Source organism: Pseudoalteromonas shioyasakiensis, assembly GCF_019134595.1.
GTDB classification, from domain to species: domain Bacteria; phylum Pseudomonadota; class Gammaproteobacteria; order Enterobacterales; family Alteromonadaceae; genus Pseudoalteromonas; species Pseudoalteromonas shioyasakiensis_A.
Map to the genome: position 1 here is coordinate 3,522,097 of NZ_CP077770.1, position 12,739 is coordinate 3,534,835.

11 protein-coding genes are annotated in these 12,739 nt (G+C 48.1%); 2 read left to right on the top strand and 9 right to left on the bottom strand.

What is annotated here, in order from left to right; translation table 11 throughout:
- Positions 1–66: 66 nt before the first annotated feature.
- The 7 genes from traN to KQP93_RS16310 form a co-directional block, all read right to left on the bottom strand.
- Entirely contained in the window at positions 67–3,759 is a 3,693-nt protein-coding gene (traN, locus tag KQP93_RS16280; protein WP_217875224.1) for a conjugal transfer protein TraN, read from the bottom strand.
- A 2-nt stretch (positions 3,760–3,761) separates the two neighbouring features.
- Entirely contained in the window at positions 3,762–4,790 is a 1,029-nt protein-coding gene (locus tag KQP93_RS16285; RefSeq protein ID WP_217875225.1) for a TraU family protein, read from the bottom strand.
- The gene (locus tag KQP93_RS16290; protein WP_440590084.1) at positions 4,774–5,901 is read right to left on the bottom strand and encodes a TrbC family F-type conjugative pilus assembly protein; all 1,128 of its coding nucleotides are present in this window, start codon (positions 5,899–5,901) and stop codon (positions 4,774–4,776) included. The genes KQP93_RS16285 and KQP93_RS16290 overlap by 17 nt, the downstream gene beginning before the upstream one ends.
- Positions 5,902–5,908: 7 nt before the next feature.
- Positions 5,909–6,325, bottom strand: coding sequence for a S26 family signal peptidase (locus KQP93_RS16295; protein WP_440590085.1), 417 nt, complete (start codon positions 6,323–6,325; stop codon positions 5,909–5,911).
- 79 nt (positions 6,326–6,404) lie between these two features.
- Entirely contained in the window at positions 6,405–6,752 is a 348-nt protein-coding gene (locus KQP93_RS16300) for a plasmid-related protein (protein WP_217875227.1), read from the bottom strand.
- Positions 6,745–9,144: a type IV secretion system protein TraC gene (gene traC / locus KQP93_RS16305; RefSeq protein WP_217875228.1), complete on the bottom strand. Its 2,400-nt coding sequence runs from the start codon at positions 9,142–9,144 to the stop codon at positions 6,745–6,747. The genes KQP93_RS16300 and traC overlap by 8 nt, the downstream gene beginning before the upstream one ends.
- Entirely contained in the window at positions 9,144–9,836 is a 693-nt protein-coding gene (locus KQP93_RS16310) for a DsbC family protein (RefSeq protein WP_217875229.1), read from the bottom strand. The genes traC and KQP93_RS16310 overlap by 1 nt, the downstream gene beginning before the upstream one ends.
- Before the next feature lie 374 nt (positions 9,837–10,210).
- Between KQP93_RS16310 and abiEi the strand changes: the two genes are divergently transcribed.
- Positions 10,211–10,747 carry a type IV toxin-antitoxin system AbiEi family antitoxin gene (gene abiEi, locus KQP93_RS16315; RefSeq protein ID WP_007105006.1) on the top strand — a complete coding sequence of 179 codons (537 nt, stop codon included), beginning with the start codon at positions 10,211–10,213 and terminating at the stop codon, positions 10,745–10,747.
- Positions 10,737–11,657, top strand: a complete 921-nt coding sequence (locus KQP93_RS16320) for a nucleotidyl transferase AbiEii/AbiGii toxin family protein (protein ID WP_175080733.1) — start codon at positions 10,737–10,739, stop codon at positions 11,655–11,657. Before abiEi ends, KQP93_RS16320 begins: the two co-directional genes overlap by 11 nt.
- 64 nt (positions 11,658–11,721) lie before the next feature.
- Here the strand turns inward: KQP93_RS16320 and traA are convergent, their stop codons facing one another.
- Positions 11,722–12,108 carry a TraA family conjugative transfer protein gene (gene traA / locus KQP93_RS16325; RefSeq protein WP_143692912.1) on the bottom strand — a complete coding sequence of 129 codons (387 nt, stop codon included), beginning with the start codon at positions 12,106–12,108 and terminating at the stop codon, positions 11,722–11,724.
- A complete protein-coding gene (traV, locus tag KQP93_RS16330; RefSeq protein WP_217875230.1) occupies positions 12,105–12,677 on the bottom strand; it encodes a type IV conjugative transfer system lipoprotein TraV in 573 nt (190 codons plus the stop codon). Before traV ends, traA begins: the two co-directional genes overlap by 4 nt.
- Positions 12,678–12,739: the final 62 nt, after the last annotated feature.

A 12,739-nucleotide genomic window follows, 5' to 3' on the forward strand; every position in this document is an offset into this window, starting at 1 on the left:
AATATGAAACATTAATGAAAAGCCGTCTGAGCTAAAGTCTACCCCTAACCACCTCTGGTACAACACTCAATTATTCCCCGAAATTTCTTCCGTCGCCTCCTGACGCAGTTTCTGTGCATCCATTCCGTTTAGCCGTTCAATGGCTCTATCTGCGGCACTTTGACGGTTTCCATCAACATTTAGCGTACTTCCTGAGCCTGTGAGTCGTTCCAGATCCAGTGACGATACTTCAGGTAGGTTGCCAGTTATCGATAAAATACCTATCCATTCATCAAGATTGACTTGGCTCCAATCCACTTGGTTTAACTGACTCGCGGTCAAACCTTCACAGTTGGGAGATTTCGCACTGCCCCAGCCAAGACCAAGTTGCGGACGCACTTGTTCTTGAATGATCCGTGAAAGTGGCGAAGTAAAACAGCAATATGACTGCCGTTTTTCAACACAGGCACCTAAGAACTTAGACTTGCAGTAAGAGCCTACATAGTGGCAACTCTTCAATACCCGCTTGGCGTTCATTTCAAACTCGCTCTGCTCACATTTCCAGATAAGCTGAATGAGGATCATAGTGACTGAATAAATCATGTAGGCCGTCATAACCGTACTCAGAACCGCGCCCGCAGCGCCCCCCAGGGCAAAGTTACCACCCGAAACGACACCATCGGCTCCAACTGCGCCACCAACGTTACTAAACAGTGCCGATTGCGCCCCCGAACCAAACGTAGAGCCTACCCACTCAGCCGTTTTGTTGGTCAACACCTGCATAAAGCCAGTCGCAGCTTGCTCCGCTCCCGCGCCAGCAGCCGTTGATGGCCCAGCCCCCATGAGAGAGTCCCATGCAGACACAAAAGGCTCTTTAACCGCACTCCAGGTACTGGTGATTGGTTCCCTGAGCGTATTCCACGAACCATAGATTGCCGAAGACGGATTCATGGCCATGACTGCCGTATCAAGCTTGTTAACCGCCACTATCATCGTGATGTAATCCGATAACGACACGCCACTTGGCTTTTCACAGCAATCCACTATGCCACCAACGGCTTTTTTGCACTGGCCAGCATTACCTTTAAAGACCGTACACTCGACGTTATCTTGGCCATCAGCGCCCGTACATGACATATCATTGGTCATAAACTGCGCCGCATTAAGCATCGCAGCTGCTTCTGCAAAGTTAGCCTGCTTGATTGACTCTGGCTCTAAACAATCAGTGCCCATACAGCGAACTGGCCCCTCACAGTTGTATTGAGTTTCCATTCGAGCATTTTGCACTTCAACGCTTTGTCCGCAGTCATACACCAAACTTTGGATATAACAGAAGCCTTCATGACCAGCCCCGCCTTCAGTGCATTCGGTTCTGACATACTGGCAGGCAGGGTTTTGCTCTAGCGCGGCACACGTATTGGTGGTCGTGTTTTGTCCGTTATTGACGATGGTTTGTGTATTACCATTGGCATCTACCCAGCTATCTGAGCTGCCCATGTTGAACTCTGGATGAGCAGTCGAAGCATTGTAGGTCGCTCTTGCCCTCCAGCATGAGAGCCCCAGTCCATCAGAACTGCCGCGACTGGTTAAATGAGCAGGAGACGAAACAACAGCCGGATAAAGGCTTCCAAGATTGGCCAACTCGCCACTACCAACCGTTAACCCGTCGATTCGTTTTGTGCCCGTATCCAAACACTGCCACTGCACCGCAGTGAACTGATCCGTTTGCATCAAGCATTGGTCTATGCCGGGATCACTTGATTGATGAACAATGTCCTGTTCTAAGTACTTGCCGGAGAAGGTCAATGAAGCTCTCAGTTTCGCAGGAACCAAACACTTCTGGACTTCTCGGCTGCAAGTGTCGAAATCGACTTTATTCCAGCCGGATTCACATCTGGAACGAGTGACTTCCTGAGGTTCATGCCACGAAATAATCGACCCATTAACGACCTTGCACAATGAGCCAACCAAGGTTCCTTTTGGACAGGTCATTTCAGGGTACTTAATGGACGGTTTCGTCTCAGTCACCGTCTCCTTGTTGCCCGTCAATGAGAGTGTCGTTTTCCAACCATTTGCCTTCGATGGCGACTCGGTGATTTGTATCTCAGTATTTTGATTATCAAAAATCCTCAGCGTCGCGTTTCCAGTTTGCATAGTACTGCTGTGCTGTGGAACAAAACTGAGCGTTTCGGAGCTAAAGCAACCTCGCTCAATGGACCAGCTTTGTTGATGGGTTTCAGCGGATACACGTCGCTCTAACTGACACTGAGTAAGCGTACTGATCTTCTCGCACACCTGGTAATCCGGTACATGCTTGGTTTCCGTAAATGGCGTAATCGTCTGAGTAGGCTCACAGGCCTCAAAACTACTTGGCATAAGGTTGGATACCACACACTTTGGATCGCTGGTTTGCAATCCACAGTCATAGGTATCGGTAAAACGAATGCATTCACCTTTATCATTGGTTTCGGCACATTCTGACGACATGAATCCACAGGAAGGATTCGCTTCAAGCACTTGGCAGGCCTGATTTTCAATCCCCTTATAGCTTTCATCATCCACACTAACTTGTACACGCCGACACAAAGGCGATATGCCAGCCACTGGGCTTGGGGCAAAATAGGATTCACAAACTGAAACACCATTGACCACCGTACATCCGTTGGTTGAAGAAGGCTGATCCGTGCATTGAATGCTGTAGTCTGAAAACTTCGTCGGGATATCCGCTGCTTGTTCGATACAGGATTGTGGCGACCAACTATCATTCATCACCACCTTGGTTGGATCAAAGCGCACCTTGATGCGAGCATACCCCTCACCACTACCTGTAACCGATACGCGAATTTTTACCGGCACTTCTAAACCTGGCTCTACCGCTTTTAGCTTGGCAGTCAGATCGGTATTTGGATTGCGCTCCCAACTGGTACTGAGCTCGCAGCGACCTGCCGTTTCTGGTGGAAAGTTATTGTTCGGCCCAGACCAGACTTTCTGATCGCCAAGCCACACTTGCATGTAGTCATCCCATTTTGCGTACTCAAGAACGGCAGAGGTAATCGCATCGGGATTCACGACTTTGAGTGTGATGGCCTGTTCAAATACTTTACAACGGCCACTCCAGTAGTTGTCACCAATTCGCCCTATCCAAACTTCAAGACATCCCTCACCACAAGAGCGAAGGTTCATCGGCCCTGAAACATGCTCAATAATGCCTGCCGTGTAATCGTGAGTAATAGTGCAGCTGTTAACCGCTGTATTGAGCCTGTCACATTGCTGGTAGTTTGGGCTGCCTTCACCTTGAGACTCACAGCCGGGGAAGCTTTGCGTTAATAGATTTGGGTCAGTTTGAACCGCATCAGTTAATGCCCAAAGCGGATCATTGACCATATTTGGCCGAGACCTGTCTTTGATTTGCTGTAGCGAACGAAATGCTTCACCCGTAGCGCCACTTTCGGATGCCATGCTCTCTTGGCGCTGTGTCCCCAATTGATTCATGCTGGCATCAGAGCCATAAACGCCCGTTAAGACATCCAATGAGCCTTGATCCATACCAGGGAAAAGCTCTTGCAGGTTAATGGACTCATTACCACTGCCATTCGGCACCGACAATGTATTGCCATTGAGTGCGGGCATCGTCCAGTTTTGCAGCAATTGCTTACCTTCTTGTTGTCCGCTTAGGCCGGATTGGCGCTGCACATCAGCGGCCACACCATGTAAGGGCAAGCACGCCATAGTGATTGATAAAATACCCGCTAACACTCGGGTAAAAAGTGTTGGTTTCATGGTTAACCTCCCGAGTTACAGCAGTCTTGCCAGCGCCACAAAATGTAGAGCGTATCTTCACCGGCACCGGGGATCGTTCGCCACTCTCCCCATTTCATGGTGCTTTCACCGATGACATGCGCACTTTCAGTTTCCGGTACAGGGAAGAACATACTCATCTTGTATTGGGATTTCGGCAGCATGGGTTCGATAACAGGTCGGCATAGCGCACTGTTCCCCATTGTTCGCCTTGCAAGACCACGCCTGTGTTGAGCCGCGATTGCTCGCGCCGCTAAATGGCTGGTGTTTTCTGCTAATGAGCCGAAGGCTAAGGTGTGGCCAGATAACGGGTAGAGATGGCCCCAACTGCCAGCACACCAAAACAACTGGTCGATGGGTTTACCAAGCGTTGATGAAGCAGCGTCAGCGGTACAAGCAGATATAGCCAATGGATTGGCAACGGCAGCCGCTTCAGGCTGAGTAAAAAAGGCCAGTTCATCGTTCAGCCATGTTGGGTCCAATTCCGACAAATACATCAAGTCAAAGTCCATGTAACCATCAGCATTGCAATTGCCATCCATGAACAAATCGAGCATGACCAAAAGCGGAAAGGCGTAATAATGATAGTGGTAGAAAGCGAGATCACCGGTGTCGTATTCACCTTCGCCATGACCACCTTGCAGTCTCCTATCACCTAACGGTAAACGAATCCCTCCCAAGGAAGGCGAACAACCCGGCGTTCTGACCAATTCAATCAGACGCGCTGGCTCCCACATGCTGGTAACAATACCTGGCCTTGGCACGCCTAAGTTGTCTTCACACAAGCAAAATGACTTGTTTGATGCGCCGCTTGGGACATTGCCAGAGCCAAGAGGAAGCCCTGCAACCCGGATAGGAAAAATGCATGACCAGCAAACATCCGTCAGCAACTTGCCCGATAATAAACCCGCGTCTGGGCAGGTCAGTTCGGCTTTAGCAGGAATAGATGCGCCCAGGACAAGCATGACAACGAGAGTACGCAACCGACGATACGTATTATTGAGCTTTTTCATGAACAAGCTCCTTTGCTGGAATTTCTTCTATTTCAAACGCAAACCCCTTTGCTTGAACAAACGATGGGGTGACTTGCAGATCAAAGCGCTGCTTTAGCGAGGCATTGAGAAGGTAAACCGGACTATCCAATGTCTTTTCGAGCGCATTGAGGCGATTCCAGCCTTGGGCACGGTCGAGCTGCGTGGTGATAAGCGTAATGCGGCGCAGCGTCCTATCTTGCGTCTCAAGCCAATGCGCTACTGCGTCCACTTCTTCAGCGTTCGACGCATTAAACACCACGAGCTGCTGAGTAAATGGCAAGGCTTTGAGCGGGTTAATACGCGTTCCTGCTGGGATCAATGTTCGACCATTGGCATCCAATAGTGACCGCTGCATGACGATGGTTGGATCAACCATTCTTATCCGATACTGCGTGGCTTCGGGTAAGTCAGTAAATGTTTGGCGAGACCAGAAACGCTCAATGGCTTTTTTCTTTAACGCGCCCAGGTCAATCGACTGTAAACGCTGCATCGCCACTTGCATCAAATCCGGTTCTAAAATGGAGTGAATCGGACCGCGTTGACCCAATGAACCGGTATTGCCAGTTTCAATTTGGCGCTGCAACCAGTCCTTGCTGTAAACCCCTAGTGCACTTGCAGTCACCTTATCATCTTCTATGCGGAAAATGGCAGGCACGCTAGTCACCCGCCAGTGCACAAAGGCTCTCGGATCGATTCGAACCTGAGGAACAGGATCAAGCCCCGTCATCAGGGTATGCCAATCACGGATAGCCGCCCCCAAGGTCTTTCCTTCAGGAATTCCCCGAAACAACACAATAGCGCCGGTAGCACTGGCCTCTTTAAATAGCTGCTTCAGTGACGAATCCCCCAGTGAGGACGACGCAAATATCACCCATTCATCGCTGTGTTTGAGCGACGCAGATTGTTCAACCGGTGCAAAAGGCTCAATAAATTCAGATGAGCCATCCACAGCACTTTGTAAAATGCTGCGGCTCATTTCGACGATCTTTTTGTCCTCGTCAGACAACGGATAAGGCTCTTGTGCCCAGGACACTTGAACCCAAGCCAATGGAGCAACCAACCAAAATAAGAGGTATAGTCTTCTCATCATCCACCTCTTACCAAAGCGGCCAAGCGCGACCGACAATCTGCTCGCGCTTAACGGCATTCCAATAGCGGGAGTCGAAACTCGTTGCTGCCTCGCCAGAAAACCAATATTCGTTTTCTTGCAGCGTCATTGAGCGGCTAAATTCTGTTTCAGCCACACCAAGACGCTGGGCTAATGCCATGCCGGTAGAGACTTGAGCACCATTCACCAGCACATGCTCAGGCGTCACAATGATTTCATCCCCAGGCATCCCTGTAAGGCGTTTCAGCATCCGAGTACCGTCGTTATATAACGGAGCAAGTCCTTTTGAGTGGAAGGCATACAAACCATCCTTAACCGGCTCTTTATTCCATAGGTCAATCAGATACACCGTGATATCAGGCAGGCAGCGCTCTTGCTGGGTATCAATACCTATTCGGTAGCGCATCATGGCGTAGGTGCCTACCAAGGCCATGATTAACGCAAGAACGGTCAACCGAATGAGATATGGCCGCCAAGGCATTCTTTTACGGAGTATCTGCATGAGACACCTCCTTTGAGCCTACTGGCACAAATACAGAATCATCAGCACCCACCACCGCTTGGGCATCCAGCACGATAAAACCGGCTGCTTTTAGCTTTTCAATTTGCTGATTGGTCTGAAGCAACCTGGATTCGATGTCTTGTTCGCTGGCATTGGGGCCCAGTGACAACAAAGCCTCCCCAAAATCCACGACAGCAATGGGCGTACTTAACGCCAACTGGCTGTGGATGGGTTCGAGTGTTTTCATTAAGAGCCAGCTGGTCATTAAACCGCTACCAGCAATAGACAAAGTAATAGAAGCCATAAATGGCCAAAGCGTGGTCTTATTCATAGCCTCGCTCCTTTAACAACTGGGAGATGGCATCAGCAACAGAAAGGCCTTTGCGCGTTAACTGCTTAATCGCGTTTACATCTTCTGCACGGGACGAGTACAACAGCTTGTGAAACGGATCGACGATGAGGCGGCCAATCCCGGTGCCCATCTCGGTAATAAAGAAAATTTCGGAATAGACACCCGTGACGGTATGAACGGTTTTCAGGTACTCATAACCGCCTTCACCGAGTGGCAAGCGGCCTTCTTTTTTGAGCGCGTTGATGGTTTCAGCTTTTTGGCCAAGCAGGTACATATTGGCCGAGTTTTCAGCGATGGCTTTACCTGTAGGGCTGTCATACAAATCGTTGACCGACTGCGTTACCGTTACAGCACTGCCGCCATATTTTCGAAATCGACGGTAACCGGTCTCGATGAACTTACCGACATCACCTTGAGTCAGCAGATCCCAGGCTTCGTCGATGAACACAATCTTGCGACGATCCCGCTCACCTAAGTACATCTCTTGTTGGATTTGGTAGATTAGCTGAAGCAACACCACTTGTTGTAGATGCTTGCGCCCCTTGAGCTCTTCTAACTCCAAAACGGTGAAACGGTTTTTGAAGCGAATATTGTTGTGGCCATTAAAGAAGCGGCCATATTCGCCTTGTGTCGTAAACGGATAGAGCTGTTCACCCACGTCTTGCACACGACGGTCATCGTGATTTTTCAAAGCCTCTGCCACATCATCAACCAACATGGCACGACCTTTTTTCTCCCACAGTTCACGGGTCTGACGCTTTAGGTTGGCCATCTGAAAATCAGTTAATGACTGCGTAGGCGCGGCCATTGCGGCCAATAATCCAACCAGTACATCCGCTTCTTCGTCATAGTCCTCAACGATTTCAAACGGATTTAAGCAAATGCCACTGTCCCGCCCGAACTGTAAGAACTCACCGTCATAGACTTCACACAGCTTTTCATAAGAGCGGCCAACATCAATCACCCAGCATTGCCCGCCTTCTGATAAGTAGGAGGAGATGATTTCGTTCACTAGGAATGACTTACCCGACCCTGATTGCGCCGCGATGCAACAGTTGTAATTACTGCCCGAGTCATAAAGGGACACACTCATGATCTGGCCATTACGGGAAACAAAGTTAATCACTGGCGTGCCTGTACCTTTCCAATCCGCAAACAAAGGCAACAGAGGGATCACATGCCGTGTCGCCATAGTCTTGAATCGAAACAAGTCGTTCATCGCCTGGCAGTCAGCACCAAATGGCAAGGCATTCAGAAAAATGGGCAAACAGAAGTACTTGTCTTCCATCAGCTCAAATCCGAGTTCTTTGAAATAAGTTCGAGCATTTGAAACAGAGCTGATGGACGCTTCTTCAGTTGGTGAAAACAGCGTCAAAGTCATATTTGCCCGAATAGGACGATCACCTTCTTGCAAGGCTTCAAAAAGAACATCAAATCCCTTTTTCTTGGCTGCAAGCACCGGCACAAACTTGAGCATCGGGCCATAGGCCTGATTGACCGCCCATTGACGCTTCGTCTCTAAACGAGATCGCATCGCCTCAGCTGAAGGAAAGTGAATGGTGACATTCAGCAAAAAGCTTCCGCGTAAACCGCGACTGCCCGTCATCATATCGCCCGCAAAACTTGAGGCATGACCAAACCAGATCCGCTCAGGCAAGCGCTTAAACGATAAGGTTTTAACTCGGTAATCACCCAGCATCAGACCTTGGCTATCCACCTTGATAGCCCGGTCATAATCCAACACTTGCTCTCGAAGTGGTTTATCTGCCTCACTTCGAATTGGAGATGGATTACGCCAAGAAGCATCTTTCCCCCAGTTAAGCTGCGCACTTAATGCCGCGAGCCAATTTCGGTCAGTCATCTCAGTAACGCGAAAACCAACCGTTGTCAGCGCCTGCGAGAAAGAAGCCCGAAGCGCGGATGTTCGACTCAACTCACGCTCCGTCGGTATAGGACTTTCCAGAGGCAATTTGCAGGTGACGATCAGTTGAAAGTTGCGTACCTGAGTCTGGGTCGATTCTTCTATCGGTTGAACCGTGCCGCCATCGAGGAAATCCGCACGTTTGCGTATCGACGCCCTGAGCAATGGATCGGATTGACGATGCCGCAAGCCCATCATGCGCTGAAGGTCGGTTTGAATATCAGGCGAGGCGTACAGGCCAAATTGCAGCAAAGTGTCTTTTGGCCAGTCGTTGTTGAGAAGAACATTAACCCTGTCTGCAACAGACTCATCACCACCGGGCAATGGGTCACATAGAAAACCAAAGCCAACACTCTGGTCTTCCATGAAAAACAGTTGCTCATCGTCTGAATAGGCCAATACAGGCAATAGCTCAGAAGCGCGTTGCCCTGAATACAGAGAGGCTTTCATTAACGCCCCTCCAACCAAGCAGAAAGGTCATAAGGACGGCCTCGGCTGATGCGACCATCATTGGCGACAATGAAAGGCACACCTTGAATGCCCAGGATTTGAGCCGTCACCAAGGTACGCTGCATTGGTTCTAAGTTGCAGGCATCATCCTGTTCTAGGTTACCAATCCGGCCATTCAGCAATGCATCGGTGGCCGCTTTTTTGTCACGCGCACAGCCAAGCTGGCGAACCTGACGCTCTGAATCAGGACCAAGCACTGGCACAGGAAGTATTTGGAAGGTGTATTCTTTGGTTAGCGGTAAAGCTTGTTTCAAAAGCTCATGGCAGTGCGGGCATCGTGGGTCAACAAAGACCACCACTTTCTTTTTGCCTTCGCCCAGCGTCAGTGGGTTCAAATCATCCATTTTTAAACCAAGACGACTTAAGTCCAACGTGTTACCCGCATCACGAATTGCTTCAAGGCTGGTAAGCGGCTTTTTCGACCAGGCATCATAGAGCGTGCCATCAATGACGAACCGGCCACTGTCTGACATGAAAACAATACGGCCATTGCTTTCGACCGCTTTCATACCCGTGACAGGTAAAGAAACCATGCCGTCAATTTTGCCAACGGGCGACACTTCAGACACAGGTTCGGCTTGAACCAATGGAGACAGCGCAAGCGCCAGAATAATTGGAGATAGTTTTCGCATGAGGAGTCCTCGTTAATGTAAATCGAGGCTCCAGTCTATGCAGTTGTCCTATGTGGACTCGGTTAGATAGATTGAAGAATTGGATGCCTTGCTAGGGTGCCACGTGTTGTTACGCACTATTAGTAGAGGTATAGCTCTCATTCTGGCAGCCTTACAGGCTTCCCCTAATTTATCTAGTTTATCTAAATCCTCTTTTTCACACTCTGGGTGTTAAATTTCATCACCGCGTAAACTAACCAAGCCCTTTCCTCCCAGAAGTCAAGTTTACAAGTTTGACATTTTTTAGTGTCGTTATTGTATACTTGCACTCCGCAAGGATTAAGTCTACACTTATGACATGTTTAAGTGTCATCCTTAATAACTAGAGGCGTATTGTGAAAAAGGCTGAGGCAATTAAAAAGCTCTTAGAATACGACAAGCGTGGTCGCTGTGTTTTTACTAATTCAGATCTGGCGAAAATCTTTCATCAAGATAATGAACGAGCATTGCGTGCAGGAATTAAACGTTTGCAAGACGATGGCTTACTCACCCGTATCATTAATGGTGTGTACTTATACAATTTAGCGCAGTCGAAAGGCAGCGATACGTTGGAGCAAATTGCTAAAACCATTCGGCGTGGAGAATATAACTACATTAGCCTAGAGTCTGCACTTTCTGATTTTGGAGTTATTTCGCAAATTCCAGTAGATCGCTTAACTGTTATGACAACGGGACGTTCCGGTGAATTCAAAACACCTTTGGGTACAATTGAATTTACGCATACGAAACGAGATCCAATGGATATTTTAGAAAATACCAGTTTAGTCGGCAGACCGCTTAGGTTAGCAACGAAACAAACTGCATACAGAGACTTAAAACGAGTTGGCCGAAATACACATTTAGTAAGCAAGGATGGGCTATATGAAAATTGATCAAGAAAATTTCGCGCAATTGGTAAATAAAGCAATGCAAGTTGAAAATGTATCTCATATGCGTTCAGTGATAGAGAAAGAGCTCTTACACTACGATATTTTATTTGCGCTAGAGAAAGGTGGACTTCTAGACAAACTAACTTTTCAAGGTGGCACTTCATTGCGCCTTTGTTATGGCGGCAATCGTTTCAGCGAAGATCTGGATTTTGCTGGCGGGAAGGATTTCAGCTCAGCAATGTTGGCAGACATGAAATATTGTATAGAAAAGTACATTGGCGAACGATACGGGCTTGAAGTGACAGTAAAAGAACCAAAGGATCTAAAGCAAGATCCTAAATATTCTGAATTGAGCATTGATAAGTGGCAAATAGCGGTAGTGACTTCTCCTGAGAGAAAAGATCTGCCAAAACAAAAAATCAAAGTAGAAGTGGCAAACATTCCAGCCTATACAAGAGAGCCGCAACCTCTTCAAATAAACTACGATTTTTTGCCTGATGGATACAGTGATACGCTAATTCTGACAGAAAGCTTGGATGAGGTCATGGCGGATAAAATCATTTCTTTACCTGCCACTACAAGGTATGTCCGCCACCGAGATATATGGGATTTAGCTTGGTTACAGCAACAAGGCGCGACACTCAATATGGACTTAGTTAAAAACAAAGTGTCAGATTATAAACTTGAGCACTTCAACAAAATGTTGGAAAACTTTCTCGAACGACTTCCTGATATTGTGTCTAGTGAAGCGTTCATTGCAGAAATGAAACGTTTCTTACCAACAGATGTATTTGATAGAACCCTAGCTCAGGATAAGTTTCAAGTTTACCTGCAAAATACGTTGGCGAAACTATTTAAAACTGTGAGTAACGAGTTACTAGGCAACGTTACAAATAATGAATTTAGAATGTAAAAATTGGGTCCACAAAGCAGTGACTTTGTAGACCCAAACCTTTTAAAGGTCTCTATTCAGTTTATCAAGTGCCCAGTAAGACGGCGCTGATTGCTGGAACTGTTGTGCCAACGACTTCTTGAGTGCTGGCAACAACAGGTAAAGTTGCAGACATGACACTTTCAACGACTGTTGGCGTATTGTAGAGACCCATACCGCCTCCAATGCCCAAGGCAAAAGCCATCAAGCTTTGGCGAGCGATACCGCCCACAATACCCACCAGAACCATCGCTCCCGCTACGATCCGTCCCAAAGTACCTTGGGTCCAATCTTTTAGGGTATCCCACACATCGGTGAAAGCATCACCACCGGTGCCCGCAAATGAGGGCTCCGAAATCATTAACGCCATTAAACCAAGCGCACCAATGGTCATTAGGCGCTGAGTTTGAATGGTGCGAACTGCATTTGTCATTCGTTAGTTTCTCCGTAGATACTCAAGTTATCGCGCTTACCAGCAGCTCCCGCTGACGCTGAATCGCTTTGAGTCTGAAGTGGACGTAGCACTGGCGAAACTGTTCGAGGTGCTGACACCCCAATATCCCACCGGCGCGGTTCAATTTCGGTAAACACGTAGCTGGATAAATTCAGATCTCCACGGTCATCCTCCCAAGGCGCAATCCAAATCCGCATTACCCTTGAAGGAATGCGAATAGGTGCAGATTGCTGCGTCTCGGGTAATGCTGGATGGCTCAGCAGTCCTGTCTCTAAATCAGATTGTGAATACCCAGAGGGAGAACCAATTCGAGTCGCCACAGCATCAATCGTCTTGGGTGCAGCTCCATTACTGGTAAGCTCATAGACTTCATGAGCGGATAAACAGCGCACACCGTCAGGCATACCTGGGCATCCATATTCACTACTCCCAAGACCCAATGAACTACAGCCAGACAATAAGGTTGAGCAGACTGCCAATAAAAGTAATCCAGCTTTAGACCACTGTTTTGACTGGTGCTTTGGGTTGTTCTGCATTGATGTCGTCATGATTCACTCTCCTCTGGATACACATCTTATTGTCTGAAACGGACTTCGATCGGTTAGCAACA